The sequence below is a fragment of the Methylobacterium sp. D53M genome, from assembly GCF_053345625.1.
This window is the reverse complement of sequence record NZ_JBKFAL010000002.1, coordinates 192,517-218,393: the sequence shown is the minus strand read 5'-3', so window position 1 is coordinate 218,393 and position 25,877 is coordinate 192,517. Positions and strand designations below refer to the sequence as shown.

At 72.7% G+C, this 25,877-nt stretch carries 27 protein-coding genes; 6 read left to right on the top strand and 21 right to left on the bottom strand.

Annotated features, from left to right (window positions below; all coding sequences use genetic code 11):
* The first annotated feature begins 24 nt into the window (after positions 1-24).
* Positions 25-363: a NepR family anti-sigma factor gene (locus ACLBYG_RS05270; RefSeq protein ID WP_447680809.1), complete on the top strand. Its 339-nt coding sequence runs from the start codon at positions 25-27 to the stop codon at positions 361-363.
* A gap of 150 nt (positions 364-513) precedes the next feature.
* Here ACLBYG_RS05270 and ACLBYG_RS05265 read toward each other — a convergent pair whose 3' ends face one another.
* Positions 514-690 carry a DUF1328 domain-containing protein gene (locus ACLBYG_RS05265; RefSeq protein ID WP_007568853.1) on the bottom strand — a complete coding sequence of 59 codons (177 nt, stop codon included), beginning with the start codon at positions 688-690 and terminating at the stop codon, positions 514-516.
* Positions 691-895: 205 nt separating this feature from the next.
* On the opposite strand from ACLBYG_RS05265, the gene ACLBYG_RS05260 reads away from it, so the two are divergent.
* Together ACLBYG_RS05260 and ACLBYG_RS05255 are read left to right on the top strand one after the other, a co-directional pair.
* The gene (locus ACLBYG_RS05260; protein ID WP_170855067.1) at positions 896-1,072 is read left to right on the top strand and encodes a hypothetical protein; all 177 of its coding nucleotides are present in this window, start codon (positions 896-898) and stop codon (positions 1,070-1,072) included.
* A 268-nt stretch (positions 1,073-1,340) separates the two neighbouring features.
* Entirely contained in the window at positions 1,341-2,219 is an 879-nt protein-coding gene (locus ACLBYG_RS05255; RefSeq protein WP_447681033.1) for an MBL fold metallo-hydrolase, read from the top strand.
* A gap of 13 nt (positions 2,220-2,232) precedes the next feature.
* On the opposite strand, the gene ACLBYG_RS05250 is transcribed toward ACLBYG_RS05255, so the two are convergent.
* Both ACLBYG_RS05250 and ACLBYG_RS05245 read right to left on the bottom strand, forming a co-directional pair.
* Positions 2,233-3,012, bottom strand: coding sequence for a DUF1499 domain-containing protein (locus ACLBYG_RS05250; RefSeq protein WP_056527687.1), 780 nt, complete (start codon positions 3,010-3,012; stop codon positions 2,233-2,235).
* Between the two features lie 67 nt (positions 3,013-3,079).
* Positions 3,080-4,915, bottom strand: coding sequence for an AsmA family protein (locus ACLBYG_RS05245; protein WP_447680808.1), 1,836 nt, complete (start codon positions 4,913-4,915; stop codon positions 3,080-3,082).
* A gap of 304 nt (positions 4,916-5,219) precedes the next feature.
* Here ACLBYG_RS05245 and ACLBYG_RS05240 point away from each other — a divergent pair, with 304 nt between their 5' ends.
* Positions 5,220-5,960: a CoA transferase subunit A gene (locus ACLBYG_RS05240; RefSeq protein WP_020090888.1), complete on the top strand. Its 741-nt coding sequence runs from the start codon at positions 5,220-5,222 to the stop codon at positions 5,958-5,960.
* Positions 5,961-5,984: 24 nt separating this feature from the next.
* Positions 5,985-6,647, top strand: coding sequence for a 3-oxoacid CoA-transferase subunit B (locus ACLBYG_RS05235; protein WP_042671934.1), 663 nt, complete (start codon positions 5,985-5,987; stop codon positions 6,645-6,647).
* A 426-nt stretch (positions 6,648-7,073) separates the two neighbouring features.
* Here the strand turns inward: ACLBYG_RS05235 and ACLBYG_RS05230 are convergent, their stop codons facing one another.
* The 17 genes from ACLBYG_RS05230 to ACLBYG_RS05150 form a co-directional block, all read right to left on the bottom strand.
* On the bottom strand, positions 7,074-7,367 hold the full coding sequence (locus ACLBYG_RS05230; protein WP_447680807.1) for a formate dehydrogenase subunit delta: 294 nt from the start codon (positions 7,365-7,367) through the stop codon (positions 7,074-7,076).
* Positions 7,368-7,376: 9 nt separating this feature from the next.
* Positions 7,377-10,238 carry a formate dehydrogenase subunit alpha gene (gene fdhF / locus ACLBYG_RS05225; RefSeq protein ID WP_447680806.1) on the bottom strand — a complete coding sequence of 954 codons (2,862 nt, stop codon included), beginning with the start codon at positions 10,236-10,238 and terminating at the stop codon, positions 7,377-7,379.
* Between the two features lie 10 nt (positions 10,239-10,248).
* The gene (locus ACLBYG_RS05220) at positions 10,249-11,808 is read right to left on the bottom strand and encodes a formate dehydrogenase beta subunit (protein WP_447680805.1); all 1,560 of its coding nucleotides are present in this window, start codon (positions 11,806-11,808) and stop codon (positions 10,249-10,251) included.
* The gene (locus ACLBYG_RS05215; protein WP_447680804.1) at positions 11,805-12,278 is read right to left on the bottom strand and encodes a formate dehydrogenase subunit gamma; all 474 of its coding nucleotides are present in this window, start codon (positions 12,276-12,278) and stop codon (positions 11,805-11,807) included. The genes ACLBYG_RS05220 and ACLBYG_RS05215 overlap by 4 nt, the downstream gene beginning before the upstream one ends.
* Positions 12,279-12,678: 400 nt before the next feature.
* Positions 12,679-13,335, bottom strand: coding sequence for a glutathione S-transferase family protein (locus ACLBYG_RS05210; RefSeq protein WP_020090894.1), 657 nt, complete (start codon positions 13,333-13,335; stop codon positions 12,679-12,681).
* A 96-nt stretch (positions 13,336-13,431) separates the two neighbouring features.
* Positions 13,432-13,896 (bottom strand): cytochrome c-type biogenesis protein, encoded by a 465-nt coding sequence (locus ACLBYG_RS05205; protein ID WP_020090895.1) that lies wholly within the window; start codon positions 13,894-13,896, stop codon positions 13,432-13,434.
* Positions 13,896-15,896 carry a heme lyase CcmF/NrfE family subunit gene (locus ACLBYG_RS05200; protein WP_020090896.1) on the bottom strand — a complete coding sequence of 667 codons (2,001 nt, stop codon included), beginning with the start codon at positions 15,894-15,896 and terminating at the stop codon, positions 13,896-13,898. The genes ACLBYG_RS05205 and ACLBYG_RS05200 overlap by 1 nt, the downstream gene beginning before the upstream one ends.
* Before the next feature lie 10 nt (positions 15,897-15,906).
* Positions 15,907-16,419, bottom strand: a complete 513-nt coding sequence (gene ccmE / locus ACLBYG_RS05195; protein ID WP_020090897.1) for a cytochrome c maturation protein CcmE — start codon at positions 16,417-16,419, stop codon at positions 15,907-15,909.
* A gap of 198 nt (positions 16,420-16,617) precedes the next feature.
* Positions 16,618-18,105, bottom strand: a complete 1,488-nt coding sequence (gene ccmI / locus ACLBYG_RS05190) for a c-type cytochrome biogenesis protein CcmI (RefSeq protein WP_447680803.1) — start codon at positions 18,103-18,105, stop codon at positions 16,618-16,620.
* Between the two features lie 219 nt (positions 18,106-18,324).
* Entirely contained in the window at positions 18,325-19,743 is a 1,419-nt protein-coding gene (locus tag ACLBYG_RS05185; RefSeq protein ID WP_020090899.1) for an ATP-binding protein, read from the bottom strand.
* Between the two features lie 15 nt (positions 19,744-19,758).
* Positions 19,759-20,919 (bottom strand): PrpF domain-containing protein, encoded by a 1,161-nt coding sequence (locus ACLBYG_RS05180; protein WP_447680802.1) that lies wholly within the window; start codon positions 20,917-20,919, stop codon positions 19,759-19,761.
* The gene (locus ACLBYG_RS05175; protein WP_012321897.1) at positions 20,916-21,593 is read right to left on the bottom strand and encodes a response regulator transcription factor; all 678 of its coding nucleotides are present in this window, start codon (positions 21,591-21,593) and stop codon (positions 20,916-20,918) included. Before ACLBYG_RS05175 ends, ACLBYG_RS05180 begins: the two co-directional genes overlap by 4 nt.
* A 35-nt stretch (positions 21,594-21,628) precedes the next feature.
* Positions 21,629-22,000, bottom strand: a complete 372-nt coding sequence (locus ACLBYG_RS05170) for a PepSY domain-containing protein (RefSeq protein ID WP_012321896.1) — start codon at positions 21,998-22,000, stop codon at positions 21,629-21,631.
* Positions 22,001-22,197: 197 nt separating this feature from the next.
* Positions 22,198-22,416 carry a hypothetical protein gene (locus ACLBYG_RS05165; protein ID WP_447680801.1) on the bottom strand — a complete coding sequence of 73 codons (219 nt, stop codon included), beginning with the start codon at positions 22,414-22,416 and terminating at the stop codon, positions 22,198-22,200.
* A 1-nt stretch (position 22,417) separates the two neighbouring features.
* Positions 22,418-22,762 carry a hypothetical protein gene (locus ACLBYG_RS05160; RefSeq protein ID WP_447680800.1) on the bottom strand — a complete coding sequence of 115 codons (345 nt, stop codon included), beginning with the start codon at positions 22,760-22,762 and terminating at the stop codon, positions 22,418-22,420.
* Between the two features lie 46 nt (positions 22,763-22,808).
* Positions 22,809-23,342: a hypothetical protein gene (locus ACLBYG_RS05155; protein ID WP_447680799.1), complete on the bottom strand. Its 534-nt coding sequence runs from the start codon at positions 23,340-23,342 to the stop codon at positions 22,809-22,811.
* 60 nt (positions 23,343-23,402) lie between these two features.
* Positions 23,403-23,909 carry a phage tail tip lysozyme gene (locus tag ACLBYG_RS05150; RefSeq protein WP_447680798.1) on the bottom strand — a complete coding sequence of 169 codons (507 nt, stop codon included), beginning with the start codon at positions 23,907-23,909 and terminating at the stop codon, positions 23,403-23,405.
* An 80-nt stretch (positions 23,910-23,989) separates the two neighbouring features.
* Here ACLBYG_RS05150 and ACLBYG_RS05145 point away from each other — a divergent pair, with 80 nt between their 5' ends.
* Positions 23,990-24,550: a GDSL-type esterase/lipase family protein gene (locus ACLBYG_RS05145; protein ID WP_447680797.1), complete on the top strand. Its 561-nt coding sequence runs from the start codon at positions 23,990-23,992 to the stop codon at positions 24,548-24,550.
* A gap of 38 nt (positions 24,551-24,588) precedes the next feature.
* Here the strand turns inward: ACLBYG_RS05145 and ACLBYG_RS05140 are convergent, their stop codons facing one another.
* The gene (locus ACLBYG_RS05140) at positions 24,589-25,845 is read right to left on the bottom strand and encodes a DUF2793 domain-containing protein (protein WP_447680796.1); all 1,257 of its coding nucleotides are present in this window, start codon (positions 25,843-25,845) and stop codon (positions 24,589-24,591) included.
* Positions 25,846-25,877 lie beyond the last annotated feature (32 nt).

Below are 25,877 nucleotides of genomic sequence, written 5' to 3'. Positions count from 1 at the left end.
CGCGCAGGCGTTGCCGGCGCAGCCATGGCGTATGTCGAGCCGCAGCACAATGCGGCCGGGCCGACTTCGGCAACAAGGGGCGTGTTGATGGTGGACCAGGGAAAGGAGGCCGGTCTTCGCGCGCGCGATCCGCACGTCGAGACCGCTTCGGATCGCTTGTCGGAGTCCGAGAACAGCTCCGGCAGCACGGCCGCTTCCGACCCGTCCGACCGCGCCAGGAGCAAGGGCGGCCTCAGCGATCAGACCCGCAACCGCATCGCCGCGCAGCTGCGCGCGATGTACGACACGGTCACGCAGCAGCCCGTACCCGATCGCTTCGCCGAACTGATCGCCAAGCTCGACAGCGCCGACCGCAAGGCCTGAAACCGCTCGTCCCGTGACCGGGACAATCTACCCCTGCAACGGCGCGCGATGGCAGCGCCGCGATGGAAAAAGCCGCCGCCCTGCGGCGACGGCTCTTCCGTGGGTCCGTGCGACGGCCCGCTGAACGGGGCCGGCCGCTCCGGCCCTCGGTCACAGTGTCGGCGAACGGCCCCGCATCAGACCGACGACGGCCGAGATGGCGAACAGGACGATCGCTACGAAGAAGACCAGCTTGGCCGCCTCCATGGCGGTGCCGGCGATGCCGCCGAAGCCAAGCAGAGCGGCCACGAGAGCGACGACGAGAAAAGTTACGGCCCAACCGAGCATGGTTCGTATCCTTAGAAAGTACCAACGCGGGCGGGCCGCGTCGTTCTGAACACGAAAACGCCAAGGTTTCGCTCCGGTTCCGCCCCCATCGCGAAGTCCTGTGAGTCCCCGCGGGCGCGAGCGCCGGCCGCGACATGGGGTGACGGAACGAGACAGGGGCGCTAGCGTTCGAAGATAGGTCTTAAGGCTCGATCCGGGATTTGCGATGCTGCAATCTGCCAAGAGTGCCGTTCGATCGAAGGCCGCCGCGATGGCGGCGCGGGTGACCGAGATCGTCGACAGGGCCGGCGACGCCCTGCGCGCGGCCGCGCTCGGTCTCATGCCGGCACCGGCGCCCGTACCGGTCCGCGTGCGCGCACGGCAACCGCGCCGGCAGGACTGATCGCGGGACGCGCGACCCCGGAGCGGACACGACCCCTTCCGCGTCCCTCCACAGGCGCCGGACGGCATTACCCCTGCGTCAGGATCACCGGCAGGACAGCGGGCAGGTCCTGCCGCCATCCCAGAATGCCTCGCACCGCGGCCTCCCATCCCCTAGGCCTCGAGGGCGATTGCCACGCGGCCGCGAACCGTCCAAGGAACCGCCGTATCGATCGCACGGGATCGCGATGGCGGACACCGACGAGACCACCCTGACCTTCGATCCGTCGATGCCTCCGGCCGGCCGGCTGGACCGGGTCGCGCCACTGATCCGCCGGCGGGTCGCGCCGAACGGAGGCCCGTTCACGGCGAGCGGCACCTGCACCTACGTGGTGGGCCAGGATCGCGTCGCGGTGATCGATCCGGGCCCGGACGATCCGGGCCATGTCGACGCGCTGCTTCGGGATCTCGGCACCGAGCGGGTCGAGGCCATCGTGGTCACCCACACCCATCGGGATCACTCGCCCGGAGCAAGGCTGCTCGCCGCGCGCACCGGCGCGCCGATCGTCGGATGCGCGCCGCACAGGGCCGCGCGGGCCCTGTCGGAAGCGGAGCCCCCGATGCTCGACGCGAGCGCCGACCGGGCGCACGCGCCGGAACGGATCATGGTGGAGGGCGACGCCGTGTCCGGCCCGGGCTGGACCCTCGTGGCCGTCGAGACTCCCGGGCACACGATGAACCATCTCGCCTTCGCGCTGCCGGAGGCGCGGGCGCTGTTCTCGGGCGACCACGTCATGGCGTGGTCGACCACGATCGTGGCGCCGCCCGACGGCGCGATGCGGGCCTACATGGACTCCCTCGACAAGCTGCGCGGGCGCGACGAGACGGTCTACTGGCCGGGCCATGGCGGACCGGTGCGCGAGCCCGCCCGGTTCCTCCGCGGGCTCGCCGGGCATCGCCGCCAGCGCGAGGCGGCGATCCGCGCGCGGCTGGCCGCCGGCGACGGGCGGATCGCCGACATCGTCGCTGCGATCTACCAGGGGCTCGATCCCCGGCTCCGCGGCGCGGCGGCGCTGTCGGTCTTCGCCCACCTGGAGGATCTGGTCGGACGCGGGCTCGCGTCCTGCGACGGCGCCCCCCGCCTCGACGGCACCTACGCGCCGGCCTGAGAGGCGCGGCGGCTCATTTCACCGCGAGAGCGAGGTTGGCGACGTCGTCGAGATAGGCCCGGATCCGGTCGGCATTGCTGCCGAAATCGCGGCCGCCGAGCCGCGAGGCCGAGCGCACGTCGATCCGCGCCCCGTCGGCGCGGGGGCGGATGCGCACGGTGACATCGTCCGGCAGGTTGAGGATCAGCCCCCGCGCCACGGCCTCGATCCGGCCGTTGCCGGTCCGGCCGCCCGGCCGGATCGCCTCGACGATCTGCCAGTGCCGCTTCAGGGCGGCCTGCCGGGCGAGTTCGAAGGCCTCGTCGGCGCCGATATCGAGGGTCAGCGGCGCGATCTGCGGGTAGGCGCCGCGCTGGCTCTCGCGCGCAGCCGGGCTCGGGTCCGCCGGGTAGCGCCCGCCGCGGGCCGCGAAGGCCGCCCGCGAGCGCGAGAAGGCCGGCGGATTGTCGATGTCGGTGGTGATGTCCGAGAGGGCGGGAAGACGCAGGCCGCGCAGGCCCAGGAAGGCGGGGTAGCCGAGAACCGCCAGCGCCAGGATCAATCCGGCGAGGGCGGCCCCGAGACCGCGGGCGCCCTCGCGCCAGACCCGCACGAAGGCGAAGATCGCGGCCGCGGCCGCCAGCAGCGCGACGCCGAGCCCGGCCACGAGGGCCACGAGGGCGGCGTCCGTGTCGGAGCGCGGATCCCGGACGAGGACCAGGGCGATCCCGGTGGCGATGACGGAGAACACGGCGAGGCGCCGGGCCAGCGGCCCCGCGCGGGTCACGGGTTCCTCGATGAGCAGGCGGCGCATGGGGATCATGAAGGCGTTCGAGGCCCGATCTTAGAGCTTGGCCGGAGCCGGCGCCATGGCGCCGCGGTCACGGCGCGTACGCGCGGGCGTTGCCGGGCAGGCCGAGCGTGGCGGGCAGTTTGAGCGGGTCGGGGAGCATCGCGCCCCCGTACCGGCCGACCGGGTCGGGGATCTCGCTGTGCGCGACCGTCTGAGCCGTCAGGGCGCTCCAGGGCCCCGTCACCGCGAACAGGATCCCGCGGGAGGAATCGCCGGGCGGACGCAGGACGAGGTCGCCCTTGGCATCGAGCCGACGCTCCGGCAGCGAGACTTGGCCGTGCAGGGTCGCCCCGACGCTCGGCCCCAGGAGACCCGACTCGGCGATCTCGCCCACGCCGTCGGCGAAGCGCAGCGTCACCACGGCCCGTTCGAAGGCCGTCCGGCCGTTGCGGCGCGCCAGGGCGCCGGACGCCACCGCGCCGTTGCGGTGGATGACGTCGGCGAGGTCGAGGCCCGCGATGGCACCACCGTCCATGGCGAGCGTGGCCCGGCCATTCAGGTGCGCCAGCAATCCGACCGTGTCCCGGGCCCTGGATTCGAGGGCGAAATGCCCCTGCACGGGTCCCACCACCCAGCGGGCCGCGCCGATCTCGCCGAGCAGCGCGCCGAGGTCGACGCGGTCGAAGCTTCCCTGCGTGCGCAGTTCGGTCGCGGCCGGATCGGACCCGCTCGTCAGGTTGACGCGCCCCTTGAACGTGCCGTCCTGGATCCGGGCCCGGTTCACCGCCACTTCCAGGGCGGCCTCCCGCACCAGGACGCTCGCCGCCAGATCCTGCACCCGGACGGCGCCGGCGCGCCCCTCGGCCGCCGACAGGCGCAGGTCGAGGTCGCCGCGCGTGAAGGGTGCCAGGGCGATCGACGCGGGCGCGGGGTCGAGGAGCCGCGACAGATCCGCGACGAGAGGCGTGAGATCGAGCGTCTCGGCCGCCAGGGTCGCCTGCACCGAGAGGCGCGGCGCCTTGCCGGGCCCGAACGCGACGGCGCCGGCCCCCTCGAGCACGCTCTGACCCAGGCCGATGCGCAGGCTCGGCCACGAGACGGACCGCTCGCCCGTCTCGAACCGGCCGTCGACCGAGAAGGCGCCGGCGAGCGGCGCCAGCGGCATATCGCGGCCGATCCAGGCCAAGCTCTCCGGCAGGGATCGCGTCTCGAACCGGACCTGCCCGGACATGACGGGCAGCGCGCTCCCCTCCGCCGGCGGCGCCACCGTTCCGTCCGCCGCGAGGCGGCCGTCCGGCCACGTGATCTCCGCGGTGAACGGGCTCCCGCGGCGCTGGGCCATCTCGGCCGGACGCAGGTGGCTGAGGGCGATCCGGGTCGGCACGCCGCGCCAGACGAGGCTGGCGCGGCCCTCGGCGGCCTTGCCCCAGAGCGGCCACGCGATGTCGAGGTCGATGTCCCGGGCCGTGTCGCCGACGGCGAGGCGCGCGTCGCGCACGACGATCCGGCGCGGCCGGGCCGTCTCGCCGGACCGGGCCTGCTCGGCGAGGCGCGCGAGGGGGGCGTCCCAGCCGGCAGGGTCGTCCGACAGCCGCGCGCCCTCCAGGCGGAGGCCGCTCACCGCGGCGCGGCCGCCAAGGAGGCTCAGCGGGTCGAGATCGATGGTCAGACGGCCCTCATCCGCCAGGACCGGGCCGTCGGAACCGGCAGCGAGCCGGACGCGGTCGAGGGTCAGGCGCGGCCAGGGCAGCACCGCGAGGCGCGCGGGCCCCTGCAGCGTCAGCCCGAGTCCGTATGCGTCGAAGGCGCGGCGGGCGAAGGCCGTGGCCCGGCCATCCTCCAGGGGCCAGTCGCGCAGGCCGAGGCCGGCCGCGATCAGGCTCCCGAGAGCGAGGATGAAGATCGGGCGGCGCAGCGACATCATGCTCCGAGAGGGCGGCGGCTGTGGCCGGAAGCCGGGCGCCGCGCCGGCCCCTCGGGCTGCCACGGCCCGGCAGGGTCTGCACGTCGAGTGGGCAACTTAGCGTCCCCGGCCGGTTTTGTCTGCCGCGCCCGCGCAGGGCCGCCCTGCCCTCCCCAGCGCAGTGCCGGTTACGGATCGCCCGGGACCGCGCCGGCCGGTGCGGTGCACCACTGGATTTCGCGCGCGGAATCGGGAAGAGCAGGCGCGAGGACACGCGCGTCCCGAGGTTTCGGCCGGTCGGGTCCGGCGGGAAAAGGACGGTTCGATGAAGAAGGTCTACACGGATGCCGCCGCGGCCCTGGCCGGCCTCCTGCGCGACGACATGATGGTGATGTGCGGCGGCTTCGGCCTCTGCGGCATCCCCGACGAGCTGATCGAGGCGGTGCGCCTCTCCGGCGTCAAGGGCCTCACCGTCGTGTCGAACAATGCCGGCATCGACGGGGTCGGTCTCGGCAAGCTCCTGGACACTCGCCAGGTCGCCAAGATGATCTCGTCCTACGTGGGCGAGAACAAGGAGTTCGCCCGGCAGTACCTCGGCGGTGAGCTGGAGATCGAGTTCAACCCGCAGGGCACGCTGGCCGAGCGGATCCGCGCCGGCGGCGCCGGCATCCCGGCCTTCTTCACCAAGACCGGCGTCGGCACCAAGGTCGCCGAGGGCAAGGAAGTCCGCGAGTTCGACGGCGAGCAATACGTCATGGAGCGCGGCCTGTTCGCCGACCTCGCCCTGGTCCACGCCCACACGGGCGACACCGAGGGGAACCTGCGCTACCGGATGACCGCCCGCAACTTCAACCCGATGATGGCCACCGCCGCCAAGATGACGGTGGCGCAGGTCGAGCACCTCGTGAAGCCGGGCGAGATCGATCCGGACACGATCCACACGCCCGGCATCTTCGTGAAGCGCATCATCGACGTCGGGCAGCGCGACAAGCGCATCGAGCAGCGCACCACGCGCAAGCGCGGCGACAGCACCCCGGCCGCGGCGGCCGGCGGCGGCACGCACTGATCGGACGGGAAGGGAGCGAGAACGATGGCCTGGACCCGCGAGCAGATGGCGGCGCGCGCCGCCAAGGAGCTGGAGGACGGCTTCTACGTGAATCTCGGCATCGGCATCCCGACGCTGGTGTCGAACTACATCCCCGAGGGCATGTCGGTGCAGCTCCAGTCGGAGAACGGCATGCTGGGCATGGGCCCCTTCCCCTACGAGGGTGAGGAGGACCCGGACCTGATCAACGCCGGCAAGCAGACGATCACCGCTCTGCCGACGACGAGCTACTTCTCCTCGGCGGATTCCTTCGGGATGATCCGCGGCGGGCACATCAACCTGTCGATCCTCGGCGCCATGCAGGTGGCCGGCAACGGCGACCTCGCCAACTGGATGATCCCCGGCAAGATGGTGAAGGGGATGGGCGGCGCCATGGACCTCGTGGCCGGCGTGAAGCGCGTGGTCGTGGTGATGGAGCACGTCGCCAAGAACAAGGACGGCACCGAGAGCCCGAAGCTGCTCAAGGCCTGCGACCTGCCGCTCACCGGCACGCAGGTGGTCGACCTGGTGATCACCGATCTCGGCGTGTTCGAGATCGACAAGAAGGGCGACGGCGGCATGAGGCTCATCGAGCTCGCCGACGGCGTCACCGAGGACGAGATCCGCGGCAAGACCGAGGCCGATTTCACCGTCGCCCTGAAGAACTGACGCCTCGGGGCCCGGCGGCCGGCGTCGCCGGGTCCGCCGGGCGGGAGACGGCCGGGCACCCGACTGTCCCGCGGTGCCGCCGCTCACCGCCTTTCCACATCGACTCAGGCGGTTTACCGGTTCAGACGGCGCGCTCCGTCGTCGCGAGCGCAGCCTCCGTCGTCGCGAGCGCAGCCTCCGTCATCACGAGCGCAGCCTCCGTCATCACGAGCGCAGCGAAGTGACCCAGGGTCGCGCCATCGTGCAGAGTCTGGCGCTGCTGGATTGCTTCGCTCCGCTCGCAAAGACGGCGGAACCGATCGATGAACCCGGAAGCGGTATCAGACGCGGAACACCTCCGCTCCCAGTAGAAACAGGAGATGTTTCGCGTGATCGCGTGACGGCCGGCGGGGTTCGAGCCCGAGGGCCCGCCCGGCCTCGGGCGGCTCAGCCCGCGTCGCTGGCGCCCGCGCCCGCGAGTTGCGGATCCCGGGTCGCGGGACGCACCGGGCTGTCGGCCGCCGGCTCCTCGCCGTGCAGGGCCCGCCGCACGTAGCCGTCGACCCGGTCGCCCTGCTCCGGCAGGGCGGCCTCGAGATGCGCGATCATCTTGGGCGTCCAGAACGCCTTGATGTGCTTCTGGATCCCGGCCACCGCCTCCTCCTCCGGGTAGGACCGGAAGAAGGTCGCGATCTGGTTGGCCATGCGGACGAGCTTGTCCGCCTGCGTCACGGCGCTCATCGGGTACTCTTACTCTGCCGCGTCGAGGGTCTGGGCGATCCGGGTCAGGGAGAAGTCCTCCTCGTAGAACTTCGCCTGCCAGTCGGAGGGCCGGTTGGTCCGCCGGACCTGCACCGCCGTCACCTTGTACTCGGGGCAGTTGGTCGCCCAGTCCGAGTAGTCGGTGGTGATGACGTTGGCGCCGGTCTTGGCGTGGTGGAAGGTCGTGTAGACCACGCCCGGCTGCATCCGCTCGGAGACCTTGGCCTTCAGGGCGATGTCGCCGGAGCGGCTCTCCAGGGCGACGAGGTCGCCGTCGACGATGCCGCGCAGCTCCGCGTCGAACGGGTGGATCTCCAGCACGTCCTCCTCGTGCCAGCGCGAGTTCTCGGTGCGCCGGGTCTGCGCGCCGACATTGTACTGGGACAGGATCCGGCCCGTGGTCAGGATCAGCGGGAACTTCGCCCCCGTCCGCTCCTCGGTGGCCACGAACTCGGTGATCATGAACCGGCCCTTGCCGCGGACGAACCGGTCCACGTGCATCATCGGCGTGCCGAGCGGCGCCTTCTCGTTGCAGGGCCACTGCACCGAGCCGAGCTCGTCGAGCTTGGCGTAGGACACGCCGGTGAAGCTCGGGGTGAGCGAGGCGATCTCGTCCATGATCTCGGACGGGTGATTGTAGGTCATGGGGTAGCCGAGGGCATTGGAGAGCAGCACCGTGCCCTCCCAGTCGCCGTAGCCGCCCATCGGGGCCATGACCTTGCGGACCCGCGAAATGCGGCGCTCGGCGTTGGTGAAGGTCCCGTCCTTCTCGAGGAACGAGGCGCCCGGCAGGAAGACGTGGGCGTACTTGGCGGTCTCGTTCAGGAACAGGTCCTGGACGACGATGCACTCCATCGCCATCAGGCCCGAGGTCACGTGGTGCGTGTCGGGATCCGACTGGGCGATGTCCTCGCCCTGGATGTACATGCCCTTGAACGTGCCTTCGACGGCCTCGTCCAGCATGTTGGTGATGCGCAGGCCCGGCGCGTTGTCGAGCTTGGCGCCCCAGAGGGCCTCGAAGCTCTCGCGGGTCGCGTCGTCCGAGACGTGGCGGTAGCCGGTGAGCTCGTGCGGGAACGAGCCCATGTCGCAGGAGCCCTGCACGTTGTTCTGGCCGCGCAGCGGGTTCACGCCGGCGCCGAGCTTGCCGATGTTGCCGGTGGCCATGGCGATGTTGGCCATGCCCATGACCATGGTCGAGCCCTGGCTGTGCTCGGTGACGCCCAGCCCGTAGTAGATGCCGGCCGCGCCGCCCTTCGCGTAGAGCCGGGCCGCCCCGCGGACCTGCTCGGGGTCGAGGCCGGTGAAGGACTGCTGGTTCTCCGGGGAGTGGCGCTCCTCGGCGATGAACCGGGCCCAGGACTCGAACTCCGCCAGATCGCAGCGCTCGCGGACATAGGCCTCGTCGATCAGCCCCTCGGTGACGATCACGTGCGCCAGCGAGTTGATGAAGGCGACGTTGGAGCCGGGCTTCAGCGGCAGGTGATAGTCGGCCTTGATGTGGGGCGACTTCACGAGGTCGATCTTGCGCGGATCGGCGACGATCAGCTTGGCGCCCTCGCGCAGGCGCTTCTTCATGCGCGAGCCGAAGACCGGGTGGCCGTCGGTCGGGTTGGCGCCGATCACCAGGATCACGTCGGACTTCTCGACCGACTTGAAGTCCTGGGTGCCGGCCGAGGTGCCGAGCGTCGACATCAGGCCGTAGCCGGTCGGCGAGTGGCAGACGCGGGCGCAGGTGTCGACGTTGTTGTTGCCGAAGGCGGCGCGCACGAGCTTCTGGACGAGGTAGGCCTCCTCGTTTGTGCAGCGCGACGAGGTGATGCCGCCGACCGAGTCCTTGCCGTACTTGGCCTGGATCCGCTTGAACTCGGAGGCCGCGCGGTCGATCGCCTCCTCCCAGGACACTTCGCGCCACGGATCCGTGATCTTCTCGCGGATCATCGGCTTGGTGATGCGGTCCTTGTGGGTGGCGTAGCCGTAGGCGAAGCGGCCCTTCACGCAGCTATGGCCCTCGTTGGCCTTGCCGCCCTTGTAGGGGACCATGCGGACGACGCGCTCGCCCTGCATCTCGGCCTTGAACGAGCAGCCGACGCCGCAATACGCGCAGGTCGTCACCTCCGCGTGCTCGGGCTGGCCGTACGCGTGGATCGATTTTTCCTGCAACGTGGCCGTCGGACACGCCTGGACGCAGGCGCCGCAGGAGACGCACTCGGACTCGAAGAAGTTGGTCGGGCCAGCGGCCACGCGGCTGTCGAAGCCGCGGCCCGCGATGGTCAGCGCGAAGGTGCCCTGCACCTCCTCGCAGGCGCGGACGCAGCGGTTGCAGACGATGCACTTCGACGGGTCGTAGGTGAAGTACGGGTTCGACTCGTCCTTCGGCAGGTACTTCTCGGAGCTCGGCCGGACGTGGTTGTCGCCCTCGTAGCCGTAGCGCACGTCGCGCAGGCCGACGACGCCCGCCTGGGTCTGCAGCTCGCAGTCGCCGTTCGCCGCGCAGGTCAGGCAGTCGAGGGGGTGGTCGGAGATGTAGAGCTCCATCACGCCCTTGCGGAGCTTGGCGAGCTTCTCGTTCTGCGTGTGCACCACCATGCCGTTCTCGGCCGGGGTCGTGCAGGAGGCCGGGGTGCCGCGCCGGCCCTCGATCTCCACGAGACAGAGGCGGCAGGAGCCGAACGGCTCCAGCGAGTCTGTGGCGCAGAGCTTCGGGATCTGGGTGCCGGCCTGCATCGCCGCCGCCATCACCGAGGTGCCGGCCGGCACCGTCACCGACATGCCGTCGATCGTCAGCGTCACCGTCTGCTCGCTGACGCGGATCGGCGTGCCGTAGTCGATCTCCTTGATCAGGCCCATCGACGCCTCCTTACTCGGCCGCGGCCGGCAGATCGCCGGCGCGCCTGAAATCCTCGGGGAAGTGGGTGATCGCGCTCATGACGGGCATCGGGGTGAGCCCGCCCATGGCGCAGAGCGACCCGTCGGTCATGACCTCGCAGAGATCCTCGACCAGCTTGAGATTCGCGTCCGGCCGGATGCCGGCGATCACCTTGTCCATGGTCTCGACGCCGCGGGTCGCGCCGATGCGGCAGGGGGTGCACTTGCCGCAGGACTCGGTGGCGCAGAACTCGAAGGCGAAGCGGGCCTGGGAGGCCATGTCGACGGTGTCGTCGAACACCACGATGCCGCCATGGCCGACGAGGCCCTTCTTGGCCGCCATCGCCTCGTAGTCGAGGGGCGTGTCGAGGAGATGGTCGGGGAAGTAGGCCCCGAGCGGCCCGCCGACCTGCACGGCCCGGACCGGCCGGCCCGAACGGGTGCCGCCGCCGAAATCCTCGATCACCTGCCTGAGGGTGATGCCGAAGGCCATCTCGATCAGGCCGCCGTGCTTGACGTTGCCGGCGAGCTGGATCGGCAGGGTGCCGAGCGACCGCCCCATGCCGTAATCGGCGTAGGCCTTGGCCCCGTTCTCCAGGATCCACGGCACGGCCGTGAAGGTCATGACGTTGTTGACCAGCGTCGGCTTGCCCAGGAAGCCCTTGAGCGCCGGGATCGGCGGCTTCGCCCGCACGATGCCGCGCTTGCCCTCCAGGCTCTCCAGCAGCGAGGTCTCCTCGCCGCAGATGTAGGCGCCGGCGCCGAGGCGCACTTCCAGGTGGAAGGTCTTGCCCGAGCCCAGGATGTTGTCGCCGAGCACGCCGGCCGTCACGCCATTGGCGATCGCCTCCTTCAGGGTGGCGAAGGCCTGCGGGTACTCGGAGCGGAGATAGATATAGCCGCGGGTGGCGCCGGTCGCGACGCCCGCGATGGTCATGCCCTCGATGAGGTTGAAGGGGTCGCCCTCCATCATCATCCGGTCGGCGAAGGTTCCGGAATCGCCCTCGTCAGCGTTGCAGACCACGTATTTCTGGTCCGCCTTGGCGAGCATCACGGTGTTCCACTTGATGCCGGCCGGGAAGCCGGCACCGCCCCGGCCGCGCAGGCCGGAATCGCGCACCGCCGCCACGATACCCTCGGCATCGAGCTTCAGGGCGGCCTCGAGGCCGCGGTAGCCGCCATGGGCCCGGTAATCGTCCACGGAGACCGGGTCGACCACGCCGCAGCGGTGGAAGGTCAGGCGCTGCTGCCGGGCGAGGTAGGGGATCTTCTCCGGATCGCCGAGGCGCAGGGCGTGGTCGCCGCCCGTGGTCAGGCCGGCATCCAGCAGGGGATCGACGTCCTTGACCGTCACCGGCCCGTAGGCGACGCGCCCCTCGGGGGTGCCGACCTCGACCATCGGCTCCAGCCAGAACAGGCCGCGGGAGCCGGTGCGGACGATGGTGACGTCCAGGCCGCGGCGCTCGGCGCCGGCGAAGAGGGCGCGGGCGACCTTGTTGGCGCCGAGCCCGAGGGCGACGGCGTCGCGCGGAACGTAGAGCGTGACGCTCACTGGCGCACCTCCGTCAGGGCAGCTTCGAGGGCGTCGGCGGTCAGGTGCGCGACGGGCTCACCGTCGACCAGCGCGGCGGGGCCGTTGGCGCAGAGGCCGAGGCAGTAGACCGGCTCGACCGTGGCGCTGCCGTCGGCGGTGGTCTCGTGCCAGCCGCAGCCGAGGCGGCCCAGGATCTCGCGGTGCAGCTTGTCCGAGCCCATGGCCTGGCAGGCCTCGGCCCGGCACAGCTTCACCTCGTGGCGGCCGGCGGGGTGCGCCCGGAAGTCGTGGTAGAAGGTGATGCAGCCGTGGACTTCGGCGCGCGACAGGTTCAGCGCGTCCGCGATCAGCGGCACGGCACCGGAATCCACGTAGCCGAAGGTTTCCTGCAGCGCGTGCAGGATCGGCAGCGTGGCCCCCTCGAGATGGATGTGCTCGGCGATGATCCCGGATGCGCGCTCCGCGCTCCAAGGCTCGTGACGCGCCATGGTTTCCAGCCCAGTCTGTTCCCGTTCTAATGCGAAGAGGAACAGAAATGCCGAATGGCATCAATCGCGCTGTCCGGTCGGGCGACAAAGGACGTTTGTCGAGCTGTAACGCGCAGGCCCCAGGGAGCGGAGCCAATTCGTTAACCTGTTGCCGCAGCGCGATTTTTCAGATCCGATCGGCAGTCAGGATTTGTCGCGTGCGTCGCAACATAAATTTGTGCCCTGCAAGAAATTGCATTCCGCCACGTCGAGTCCGGAACGTCCGCTCAGAGCCCTCCGTCCTTGCGAGCGGCGCGAAGCAATCCAGGGCAGCGCGACCTCGGCAAGCGTGGCGCGACTGGATTGCTTCGCTCCGCTCGCAAGGACGGTGGCGGGCTCCAAGACGGCAGCCTCGGCCGCGTCAGAACTCCATCTCGAGTTCCTCGATCTCGTCCGGCTCGTCGGCGGCGGCCTCCGCCCACTCGACCATCAGCGGCCAGTGCAGGATCGTGTCGCGGTAGGCGGCGGCGCGGGGCGGCAGCGCGACGTCGTAAGTGCGGAAGCGGGTGCAGACCGGGGCGAACATCGCGTCGGCGAGGCACGGCCGCGCGCCGAACAGGTACGGCCCCTCGTAGCGGTCTAGGCAATCGTCGAAGATCGTGACGATGCGCTCGATATCGGCCTTGGCACCGTTGAACACGCGGAAATCGGGGTGGAAGGCGCGCAGGTTCATCGGCAGCGCCGAGCGCAGGTTGACGAAGCCGGAATGCATCTCCCCCGAGATCGACCGGCAATGGGCGCGCTCCGCCACGTTGCCGGGCAGGAAGCCGGCCTCCGGGAAGGTCTCGGCGAGATACTCGGCGATCGCCAGCGTGTCCCAGACGACCACGTCGCCGTGGCGCAGGCGGGGCACCAGGAACGAGGGCGACAGGTGCAGCAGCTCCGCCCGGGTGGTGGCGTCGGTGCCGGACAGGACCTCCGTCCGGAAGTCGAGCCCGGCCATCCGGCAGATCAGCCAGCCCCGCAGGGACCACGAGGAGTAGTTGCGGCTCGAGATGGTGAGCGTAGCGGCCGTCATCGTCCTGCCCCGGGCGCGTCGCCGATCGTGCGGTCTGCGAGGCCCGATCCAAGACTCGTGCCGAACGGGGCGGGCGAATCGCTTCCGGCGGCGATTCTACTCCCGTCGCAGCAGCGCCGCGACCTCCGCCTGCTCGGCGGCCGACAGGTTCCGGGCCGGCGCGGGCGGGCGGCGGCGGGCGAGGCGCCAGATTCCGAGCCCGCCGAGCAGCACCGCGAGCACCGGGGTCAGCCACAGCAGCAGGGTGTGCAGCGCGAAGACCGGGCGCAGCAGCACGAACTCGCCGTAGCGGGCCACGACGTAGTCGAGCACCGCCGTGTCGCTGTCGCCCTTCTCCAGCCGCTCGCGGACGATCAGGCGCAGGTCCTTGGCGAGCGGCGCGTCGGAATCGTCGATCGACTGGTTCTGGCAGACGAGGCAGCGCAGTTCGGCCGAGATCTCCCGGGCGCGGTGCTCCAGCGCGGGATCCTTCAGCACCTCGTCGGGCTGCACCGCCAGGGCCGGCAGAGACGCCAGCAGGGCGAGCGCGGCCAGCGCCGGGCGGAGCGAACGGCGCGCCATCACTCGGCCGGCACCGCGACCGGGAGCGGCCGCGCCTTCGCCTTGGCGGGGACGCCCACGCGCATCCGCCGGTCCGTGAGCGACAGGCCGCCGCCCAGCGCCATCACCACCGCCCCGAGCCAGATCAGCAAGACCAGCGGCTTGTAGTAGAGGCGCAGGCCGACGCCGCCGTCCTGCCCGATCTCCCCGAGGCTCGCGTAGACCTGGCTGACACCGTTGGTCAGCAGCCCCGATTCCGTCACCGCCATCTTGCGGCTCGGGTAGAAGCGCTTGCCGGTCTCGACCTTCCCGACCTCGTCGCCCCCGCGGGTGCGGATCGTCAGGTAGGCGGCGGCCTCCTCGTAGTTCGGTCCCTTGCGCGGCGCGACCCGGTCCAGGGTCGCCACGTAGGGCCCCGTCGCCAGGCTCTCCCCGGGCTTGAGGGTCGCCAGCCCCTCGGTGGCCCAGCCCTGCGCGGCGATGCCCAGCACCACCACGCCGACCCCGGCATGGGCGATGGCGGTGCCCCAGGCCGAGCGCGGCAGGCCGACGGCGCGGCGGCCGATCTGTCCGAGGGACCGGGCGCGGCTCGCCCCGTAGCCGCGGGCGCGGGTGACGATCTCCAGGGCGGACCCGATCAGCAGGTAGGCGCCGAGGCCGATCCCGACCGGCGCCAGGACCGGCCCGCCCCAGGTCAGCGCCAGCACCGCGAAGCCGACCACCAGGGCGACCGCCAGCGCGGCGAACAGGCGCTGGGCGGCGGCGAGCACGTCGCCGCGCTTCCAGGCCAGCGCCTGCCCCATGGGCACGATCAGCAGCAGCGGGATCGCCAGCGGCACGAAGGTGGAATTGAAGAAGGGCGGACCGACCGTGATCTTCTCGCCCGTCAGCATCTCGAGCACCAGCGGGTAGAGCGTGCCGACCAGCACGGTGGCGCAGGCCGCCACCAGGAACAGGTTGTTGAGGACGAGCGAGCCCTCGCGGGAGATCGGCGCGAACAAGCCTCCCTGCCGCAGCAGCGGCGCCCGCCACGCGAACAGCGTCAGCGAGCCGCCGATGAACAGGATCAGGATCGCCAGGATGAAGACGCCGCGGGTCGGGTCGGTGGCGAAGGAATGCACCGAGGTGATCACGCCCGAGCGGACCAGGAAGGTGCCGATCAGCGAGAGCGAGAAGGTCAGGATGGCGAGCAGCACCGTCCAGACCTTCAGGGCGTCGCGCTTCTCCATCACCACGGTGGAGTGCAGCAGCGCCGTTCCGGCGATCCACGGCATCAGGGAGGCGTTCTCGACCGGGTCCCAGAACCACCAGCCGCCCCAGCCCAGCTCGTAATAGGCCCAGTAGGAGCCCATCGCGATCCCGAGCGTCAGGAAGCACCACGCGGCGAGGGTCCAGGGCCGCACAGCCCGCGCCCAGACGGCGTCGATCCGCCCGTCGATCAGCGCGGCCACCGCGAAGGCGAAGCTGATCGAGAAGCCGACATAGCCGACGTAGAGGAGCGGCGGGTGGACCGCGAGACCCGGATCCTGCAGCAGCGGGTTGAGGTCGTTGCCCTCGAGCGGGGCCGGGATCACCCGGGTGAACGGGTTCGAGGTCGTGATGATGAACAGCACGAACACGAAGGTGATCAGCCCCTGCACGGCCAGGGTGTTGGCCCGCAGCCGCGGCGGCACCGAGTTCTTGGCCGCCGCCACGCAGGCGCCGAACAGGGTGAGGATCAGGACCCAGAGGAGCATCGAGCCCTCGTGGTTCCCCCAGACGCCGGAGATCTTGTAGATCAGCGGCTTCTGCGTGTGCGAGTTCTCGACGACGTTCTGGACCGAGAAGTCCGAGGTGACGTGCGCGTAGGTGAGGGCCGCGAAGGCGAAGAGCACGCAGGCGAAGGCGCCGAGCGCCGCCTGCGAGGCGGTCTGGCGCAGGGCCGGATCGCCCGAGCGGGCGGCCCAGATCGGCATCACCACCTGGACGAGGGAGATCGCCAGCGCGAGCGCGAGGGCGAAGTGGCCGGTCTCGACGATCATGCGGGTTCCCTCACCGCTCGCTGCGGGGACCGAGGGTGCTGTCCGCCGCCGCGGTGGCGGGCTTCGGCGCCGGGCCGCCCTTGTTCGGGCCGCCCTCCTGCCAGCGCCCCTGCGCCTTCAGCGCGTCGGCCACCTCGCGGGGCATGTAGGATTCGTCGTGCTTGGCCAACACCGTGTCGGCGCGGAACTGCCCGCCCGGCTCCAGCACGCCCTCGGCGACCACGCCCTGCCCTTCCCGGAACAGGTCCGGCAGCAGGCCCTTGTAGTGGACCTCGACGGTCTCGTTCGTGTCGGTGACGGCGAAATCGACCGTCTGGTCGGGACCGCGCCTGAGCGAGCCGTCCTTCACCAGCCCTCCGAGCCGCAGGCGCGTGCCCGGGGCGATGGCCTGCTTGGCGATGTCGGTGGGCGAGCGGAAGAACACGATCGAGCCGCTCATGGCGTACAGCATCAGCCCCACGGCGAGCGCCAGGACGCTGCCGCAGGCGGCGATCAGGATCAGGCGGCGTTTCTTACGCGTCACGATACTTCCACCCCGCGGTCCGGCGCGCGGAGACCCGCGTCGACCGGAACCGTTCTCATTCTAGTCTTGAGGGTGTCGGCTCCAGGCGCCCGCGGGTCAAGGGCGGGCGTCGGGACCGATTGTCGTACGGACCGCTCCGCGGAGGCGGGCTCGCGATTTCGTGGCGCCGGGGAACGGGCGCGCCAGGGGTTCGGTGCGTCAGGGGTTCGGCTTGGCGGGGAGCTCCAGCTCCCGGGCGAGACCGTCGAGCCGCGCCACCGCCTCGCTGTTGGCGGCCAGCGCCATCCGGGCGCGGTCGAGGGCCTTCACCGCCTGGTCGCGCTCGCCCAGCGCGCTGTAGGAGCGCACGAGCCGCATCCACTCGTCCGGCGTGCCGCCCCGCGCGGCGAGGCGGCGGTCGAGTCCCTCGACCATCCCGCGAATCGCCGCCTGCTGCTCCGCCTGCGGCATGGCGCGCACGGCCGCCATCGCGGCCTCCTTCTCGGCCTGGACGCCCGGTCCCGCCCGGCCCGATTCGGCCGGCGCGGGCGCCGCGCCCTCGGCGCCGAGACCCACGGCGCGGGCGCCCTGCTCGACCTGGGCGAGACCCTGCGGGTCGCCCGCGAGGGCCGTGCGCGCCCGGGCCAGGGCGTCGGTCGCCTGCGCGCGCTCGCCGAGGACCATCCGGGACCGGACGAGCCGCAGCCACTCGTCGGGGGTGCCGCCGCCGGTCTTGAGGCGGGTGTCGAGCCCGTCGACCATGCCGCGAATCGCTGCCTGCTGCTCGGCCGGGATCTCGGGGGCGGCCTGGGGCGTCGCGGGCGGGGGCGGCTCGCCCTTGAGGCGGGCGAGGCTCTGCTTGACGATCCCGAGCCACGGGGCGTTCGGCGGGCTGCTGGCCTCGAGCTCGGTGAGCTGGCGGATCGCCTCGCCGGTGTCGCCGGCCTGCTCGGCCGCGCGGGCGAGGTAGAAGCGCGGCTTGGGCGCGTTCGGCTCCTTGGCCTGCGCCTTCTCGAACAGCGCCTTGGCCTCGGGCGACACGGTGCCGTCGCCGGCCGCCGTGAGGGCCTCGCCCTGGTCGGCCAGGAGGTCGGCGGTCTCGCCCTTGATCCGCGCGAGGTGGCCGTAGGCGCGGGCGGCATCGTCGAATCGGCCGGTGCGCATGTAGACCGGGGCGAGCACGGCCCAGCCGCGCGCATCGTTCGGGTCCCGGGCGAGGCGCGCCTCGATCTGCCCGACGGCCTTCATCAGCTCGTCGGCGCCGCCGCGGGCGGCCTGCCGGTCGGCCTCGGTCTGCGCCGGCACCTCGGGCGAACCGTAGAGCCCGTAGGCGATCAGCGCCACGAGCGGGATGGTGGAGAGCGCGAAGGCCGAGGCGGCGCGCCGGCGGCGCAGGCGCGGCTCGGCCGGGCGCGCGGCCTCGGCGATGCCCGCATCCTCGGCCTCGCGCTGCGCCTCGCGGCTCGACCGGAGCAGGCGGCGCGCCGCCTCGGCCTTGGCGGTCTCGGCCTCGTCGGGGGCGATCAGGCCGCGCTCGAGGTCGCGGTCGATCTCGGCGATCTGATCCTCGTAGAACGCGGTCTCGGTCGCGAGCCCGCTGCCGCCGGCCTCGCCGGTCGGCACGGCGGCGCGCCGCGACATGGGCCAGAGCAGGCCGAGCACGGCCGCCGCGGTCATGGCCGCCAGGATGAACCAGATCGCCGTCATGGACCTTATCGCCAACGGGCCGCACCGGCCCGCCCCTCCCCACGCCCTGTGGAGCCGGCGGCGTGATGCCACGACGCCTCCCGGCGGCGGCTCGGTGTCACGCAACTCTGTTGCGATGACAAGGCCCCGGGCGGGAGCCATGAGGCCGCGCGCCGCCTCCCGGCCCGTACCCGGACGCGGCCGGACGCGCCCGGACGTGCCCGGGCGCGGCCGACGGCCTCAGTGGGCGGCCGTGCCGACCGGCAGGTCCCCCGGCACCTCCAGCACCGCGCGCAGGCCGCCGAGCGCCGCCTGCTCCAGGGTGAAGCGCCCCCGGTACAGGGCGGCGAGGTCGGCCACGATCGACAGGCCGAGTCCCGAGCCGGGCTTCGATTCGTCGAGGCGGCGCCCCCGGCCGAGCACGGCCTGCCGGGCCTCCGGCGGCAGGCCCGGACCGTCATCCTCGATGGCGACGACGAGGTGGGGATAATCGTCCTTGCTCACCGCCTCGGCCCGGATCGCCACCCGCCCGTGGGCCCACTTGGACGCGTTGTCGACGAGGTTGCCGACCATCTCCTCGAAATCCTGGCGCTCGCCGCGGAAGCGCAGGCCCGGCGGGACGTGGACGTCGTAGGCGATGTCCTTGTCCCGGTAGATCTTCCCGAAGGTGCGCACGAGGCCGGCGAGCGCCGGCTCGACCTCCGTGGAGGTGCCGAGCGTGCCGGCGAGCGCCGCGGCGCGGGCCCGGTCGAGGTGATAATTGACCTGATCGCGCATCACCGCGGCCTGCTCGCGGATCTTCTGCGCGAGCTCCTCGGGGGCGTCCGAGGCCCCGACCTCGTTGACGATGATCGAGAGCGGCGTCTTCAGGGCGTGGGCGAGGTTGCCGACCTGGGTCCGGGCGCGCTCCAGAATCTCGCGGTTGGTCTCGATCAGGAGGTTCACCTCGCCGGTGAGCGGCGCGATGTCGCGGGGATAGGTGCCGGTGATCCGGTCGGCCTCGCCCCGGCGGACGGCACCGAGCGCGGCGCGCATCTTCTTGAGGGGCGCGAGGCCGAAGCGGATCTGCAGCAGCGTGGTGATCGCAAGCGACAGGCCGAGCAGGCCGAAGGTGATGGTCAGCGAGTTCCGGAACCGGTCGACGTCGTTGACGATCTCGTCGGCGGGGCCCGCGACCCGGACCGTGTAGCGGCCCTCCTCGCCGAGATCGACGTCGCGCTCCATGATGCGCAGGAGGCGTCCGTCCTGCCCCTTGCCGTAGCCCTGGCGGATCTGCCCGACCCCGACTTTCCCGTCGGAATCGGTCGCGGCCGGCAGCGGCACGCCCACGAGGGAGCGCGAGGTGCGCACGTCGCGCGGCTTCGCGTCGGGCTTGCCGACCTGCCAGTACCAGCCGGACAGGGGCAGGTCGAAGCGCGGGTCGCCGAGCGAGAAGGTCCGGCTCTCGGGGTCGTTGGGCGAGACGAGGTCGGTGGCGAGATTGTTGGCGAAGACGAGGAGCCGGCTGTCGAAGGAGCGCTCGGTGTTCTCGCGGTAGAGGGTCGTGAGGATCCAGGCCGCGATCAGCAGGATCGCGGAGCTCGAGAGGAACGCCGACACGGCGAGCCGCACCGCGATGGAGCGGCGGCGCAGGGAGAAGAGGCCGATGAGGTCGATCATGGATGCGTCGGTCGCTCAGACGGGCGGCGGCGCATCGTAGAACACCGCGCCGCGCATCAGCGGGCGCGCCGTGCGGAAGAAGGCGCCGCGCTCGGCCCGCCAGCCGTCGGCCCCGCGGGTCACGGCGGCGTCAGCGGTGAGGATGCCCGACGGCATGCCGACCCGCAGGACCGCTTCGGTGGGGCGCGCGGCCTCGTGGACGAGGCTGCCTTCGAGCCGGGCGGCGACCGCGAGGCATAGGGTGGCGGTGAGCGGCAGCGCCTGGTGCGGCACGCCGTTCGAGATGACCCGGGCGGTCAGGTCGGTCTCGGCGGCGCGGATCGTGGCGCCGGAGAGGCTGCCGGAATCCTGCGGCGGCGCCACGAGGCCGACGAAGGGCACGTGGACGACGCGCGCCGCCGCCTCGAGATCGGGCGCGATGCCCATCGCCACGGAGCCGGCCCGGCGGATCCGCGCCAGCCGGTCGAGGAGGCCCGGCACGGCCTCCAGGGCGGCGGGCAGCTCGGTGCCGGCGAGGCCGAGATCGGCGGCGCGGACGAACACGCAGGCATTGGCGGCGTCGATCAGCGAGGCCTCGATCGCGCCGAGGCCCGGCACGTCGAGCCACTGACGGACGGCGCCGGTCGGGAGCAGCCGGCCGGTCGTGGCGCCGCCCGGATCCAGGAAGTCGAGCTGGATCGGCGCGCCCGTGCCGGTGACGCCGGGGATCGCGAGGTCGCCGCGGTAGACGCTGCGGCCGCCCGCGGCCGCGAAGCCCGCCACGATCAGCTTGCGCGTGTTGGTGTTGAAGATCCGCAGCCGCACCGGGCCGTCCGGGAAGTCGACGAGCCCCTCGTCGACCGCGAACGGCCCCACGGCGGCGAGCATGTTGCCGCAATTGCCCGAGAGGTCGATGCGGCCGTCCCGGACCACGACCTGCACGAAGGTGTAGTCGATGTCGGCGTCCGGCCGCGCGGAGCGCTCCACCACGCAGATCTTCGACACCGACGAGACGCCCCCGCCCATGCCGTTGAGCTGCCGCCCGAACGGGTCGGGGCTGTCCATGGCGGAGAGGAAGGCCGGCTCCCAGGCGGCGAGATCCCCCGGCACGTCCCGGCGGTGCAGCATCAGCGCCTTGCTGGTGCCGCCGCGCATGAAGACGGCCGGCAGCGTGCCGGAACGCGCGGCCGCGCTCACATCCGCGCCGGCGGCTGGTTGGGGTCCACGAGATAGCCGAGGCCGCGCACGGTCTGGATCAGGTCCACCGCGAGCTTCTTGCGCAGGCGGCCCACGAACACCTCGATCGTGTTCGAGTCGCGGTCGAAATCCTGGTCGTAGAGGTGCTCGGTCAGTTCGGCGCGGGACACCACCCGGCCGGTATGGTGCATCAGGTAGGAGAGCAGCCGGTACTCGTGGCTCGTCAGCTTCACCTGGGCGCCGTCGACGAAGACCTTGCCGGAGCGGGTGTCGAGGGTCACCGGCCCGCAGGCGATCTGGCTGGTGGCGTGGCCGGCGGCGCGGCGCAGCAGGGCGCGCACCCGGGCCATCAGCTCCTCCATGTGGAAGGGCTTGGTGACGTAGTCGTCGGCGCCGGCGTCGAAGCCGTCGACCTTGTCGGACCAGCGGTCCCGGGCCGTGAGGATGATCACCGGGGTCTTCACGCCCGCCCGGCGCCACTTCTGCAGCACCGTGACGCCGTCGGCCTTGGGCAGGCCCATGTCGAGGATGATGGCGTCGTAGGGCTCGCTCTCGCCGAGATAGCCGCCCTCCTCGCCGTCATAGGCCTTGTCGGCGACGTAGCCGGCCTCCTCCAGCGCGGCCACGACCTGCCGGTTGATGTCCTTGTCATCCTCCACGACCAGCAGACGCACGGCTCACTCCCCTCCGAAACGGTATCCGCGCCCGCTCAATACTGTCCCGCCACGGTGCCGGTGCGCGCGTCGACGATCACGTGCACGAAATGCCCGTCGCGGCGCAAGGCGGTGAGCATGTAGACGAGGCCGTCCGCGTGACGGCAGAGGCTCGCCCGCTGGATCTCGGCGCGGGGGATCACCGTCCGGGCCGCGCGGATCGCCGCGACCGGCGGGATCACCCGGCGCTCGCCGACCTCCTCGCGCAGGTCCGCGGGGGACAGGCAGCTCTCGATCCGCAGCGGCGCCTGGCTGGACACCGCGCCCGTCTGAGGGGCCGGCCCGTCGTCGGCCATGGAGCCGAGGCCGCCCGCGGCGAGGGCCGCGGCGGTCAGGCTGATGGCGACGAGGGCGATGGCGTAACGCATTGGCAGACGATGTGAGCCCAGGGCACTGAATGCGTCCTGAATACGTGGCCGTGTGTCGCCCCCGGCGGTCGTCGGCGGCGGTCCGGACAGTCCCTTCGCGGTCGATTCGGTGGCGGGCGGCATCGTGCGGACATGACGGCCGAGGCGGCGCCCGGTTCCACGCCGCGCGCCGCTTCCCACAGGCGCCGCGGCCGGTCTCACGGTAACGGCGCCGGGGCGGGACCGCAGGCCGCGGCGCGGGCTGGCGGCCCGGCCCGGCCGGCTCCCGCGGGCGCGGCCTGCGCGGCGCCGCCGGACCCCAGCGTCCAGGCAAGCCGGCCGACCGCCGCACCCTCGTGGACGGCGACCGTCACCGCCGCGGCGGCCGCCAGGCCGAGCCACGCCCGGTCGAGAACCCTGTCCCAGATCAGGCGCATCTCACCCTCCCGTCAGCAGCTTCCAGAGGGCCCGCAGGGCCGGGATATGCGTGGCGAGCCACGCGACCTGGTCGGAGAACCAGTGCGCGGCCGCCGCCGCGGCGACGAAGGCGAGCACCGTCGCGTGCTTGAGCCGGCGCAGGTAGCGGCGCAGCGCGCGGCGCTCGAGATGCGCGTCGACCAGCTCGTCGAGGGCGGCGAGGCGCGGCTCGGACTGCCGGGCGAACCACGCGTGCCAGACGGGCGGGAAGCGGATCGTCCGAGGCCGCCCGCCGAGGGCGACACCCGCGCCCTCGGCGTCCTGGGGGGGCGCGGATTGCCGTGCCTCGGTGCGGAGGGGCTTCATGGTGACGATCCCTGTTACACGGCCGCCGAGGCGGCGAGGCCCGGCCTCAGGCCGGGTGCTTGTCCGCCCCGCGCAGCTGCGCGAGCGCTGGGGCGAGGACGTTGGCGGCGCTCGCCTGCGGGTCGAGGGGCAGCGCCCGGAAGATCCGCGCGGCCACGCCCTCGGGGCCGCCCGCCTTCCGCACGACGTGCGCGGGGGCGGTGGCGAGCACGTGCCGGGCGCCGGCGGCCACCACCGCGGCGCCGAGATCGGCGCTGACGGTCCGGCCCCGGGCGGCCCCGGCCACGGCGTTCTGGCCGAACTCGGCCCCGGCGCGGATCGCGGCCTCGATCCGATCGCGGGTGAGCACCGAGGCGGCCCAGGGCGCGACCCGGGCGATGCCGGCGGTGACGGCGGCGGCGGCGAGCGGAACGAGCGCGGCCGTCACCGGCTGGAGCAGGCCGGAGAGCCAGTCGCCCCACGGCAGCAGGCCGGCGACGGGAGTAACGGCGGGCGCAGCACCGCCGGCCGGCGCGGCGAGGGCGGCGAGCGGCAGGCCGGTGACGGCCAGGGCGACGGCCGCCCGGATCGGGTGCATCATCGTGGAACTCCTTCTCAGCGCGCGGCGGACCCGGCCGGCTCGGGATCGGGTGACGACGGGTCAGGGCCGGCCCGGCGGCTGAGCCGGCATCGCGGCGGGACCGTCGCGCAGGGCGGCGAGGGCCCGGCGCGCCCAGGCGAGGCGGCGCGCGGGCGCGACGACGCCGGGCCGCTCGTAGCGGCGCCAGACCGCCTCGGTGGCTGCAGCGAGGGTGGTGGTGGCCCGCAGGGCCGCGAGGGCCGGCGCCTCGGGACCGCGCAGCTCGGCGCAGAGGTAGCCGTAGCCCGCCTCGGGGTCGGCGGGATCGCGGCCGCGCGCCCGGCACCACGCCTCCATGGCGACGCGCCGGGGCCCGGTCCACTGGGCGAGCCCCCAGCCGCCACGGGAGCCCGGCACTGCGGGGGCGACCTCCTGGAGGTGGCGGAACCCGCCGGTCTCGTGGCCGAGATTGCCGAGCAGGCCGGCGGCCTGGACGTCGCTCAGGCCGAGATCGCGCATCAGCCGCGGGCCGAGCCGGCGGCAGGCCGCGGCGAAGGGCTCCCGCGCGGCGGGGTCGGATGGCGGCATGGGCTTGCTCCGGAAACTGGCCTCCCCGGGCGCGCCGGGCTAAGGCGGCCCGCGCCGTGGGCGGCGCCGAGGGGGGATGCGTGGGACGCGGACAGGACCGGCCGCTCGTGTTCATCGGCGACTCGATCACCGCCGCCTGGGGCGCGGTGCGGGCCGAGACCTTCGCGCGCCACGGCTTCGTCGCCCGGGGCGTCCCGGGCGAGACGAGCGGGCAGATCCGCGCGCGCTTCCTGCGGGATACGGCCGGCGCCCGGGCCGTGCATCTGCTCTGCGGAATCAACGACATCGCGGAGATCGGCGGCCCGGTGCCGGACCGGGCGATCGCCGGGAACATCCTGGCCATGGGGCGGATGGCCTTCGCGGCCGGGCTGCCGCTCACGATCGGCACCGTGATGCCGAGCGACTTCTGGGGCTGGCGCCCCGAGCTGCGGCCGGTGGCGCGGATCCGCGCCCTGAACGGGTGGCTGCGCGCCTACTGCGCGGCGGGCCCGGCCCGCCTCGTCGATTACGGGCCGCCGCTCGCCACGGGGGCGGGCGCGCTCCGGCGGGACTTCACCGACGACGGCATCCACCTCAACGGCGCGGGCTACGCGGCCGTGGAGCCGGCGATGCTCCGGGCCCTCGACGCCGTTCCGGACTGAGAGCGGCCGCGAGGCGCCGCCTGCGGATCCGCGGCCGCTCACGCGCCCAGCGCCAGCCAGTAGGTCGGCGCCGACCCGACCCCCGCCACGGAGCCGGGCGTCGCGCGGCGGGTGCGGAGCGTGAACCCGGTGGCCGCCACGTCGCTGACCTGCGCGGCGTGGAGCGCGTCGCCGGCGCCGGCGACCGGCTGCGCCCAGACGCCGAGGCAGCTCCCCGGGAAGGCGATGCCGAACGCCACCGCGACATCGGCGTCGGCGGCGGTGACGAGCCCCCATTGCGCGATCAGGCCACCCGGGAGCCGCACCGACCCGTTCGCGCCGAGCACCTGCGCGCCGGTCGCCAGCGGCGTCCCGTCGGCGCGCTGGTAGTGGCGCACGCGCCAGCGGCCCGCCGCGTCCGAGGTGGCGATGCAGGTGTCGTCGGCGGCCGTCACGAGATCGGCGCGGGTGGGCAGCACCAGCGCCTCAGGATCGTGGACCAGGGTCGCGGCGCCCGAGAAGCGCACGAACCGCTCCCGGTCGGCGGCGGCGCCGAAGCTCGCGATCCGGGCCGCGCCGGTCACGAGCACCCGCCGGGTGCCGGCCGCGCCGAGGTCGGTGGTGGGGGCGGCCGCGAGGGCGGTCTCGGCCGAGGCGAAGTCGATCCCGCCGGTCCGGGCCGAGGCGGTGAGCGCCGTGGCGAAGGCGGCGCCGTCGGGCGAGACCTTCAGGGTGAAGTCGTCGCTCCCGAGGGTGCCCAGCAGCGCCCGCGCCGCGTAGCCGGTCTCGAAGACCAGGGCGGCGTCGCGGGCGGCGGATTTCCGGTTGACGAACACCCGCATGTCGCCGGTGCCCGGCGTGGCGTCGTCCCAGGTCAGGAGCGCGGAATCGGACTTCACCGCGAGGCGGTTGGTGGCGTCGGCCGCCGTGTTGATCCCAAGGCGGCCGACGCTCTGGAGCACGGTCAGCGCGCGGCGGAGGCTCGTCCAGGCCGCGCCGTCGAAGACGTAGAGGTCGGCCTCGTCGATCAGCCAGGCGAGCCAGCCGGCCCGCGGCGCGGCACCGGTCCAGACCCCGTCGGCGTAGCGCACCACCTGGCCCGCGAGCCCCGCCCAGGCGCCCCCGGGCTCGGCGGCGGCCACGAGGTAGCGGTCGCCCTCCGCGGGGCCCGGTGGCGGCGCGGCGAGGTCCTTGTCCAGGCAGGCGAGCTGGACGAGCGCGTCGAGCAGGCCGAGCGCCTCGTTGTGGGTCACGTGCTTCTGCGCCTGGCTCGCGGCAATCAGCGGCAGGCCGAGATGGGGCGTGGCATCGGACATGGGGCGGCTCCCGGGCGGTCAGGTCGAGCAGT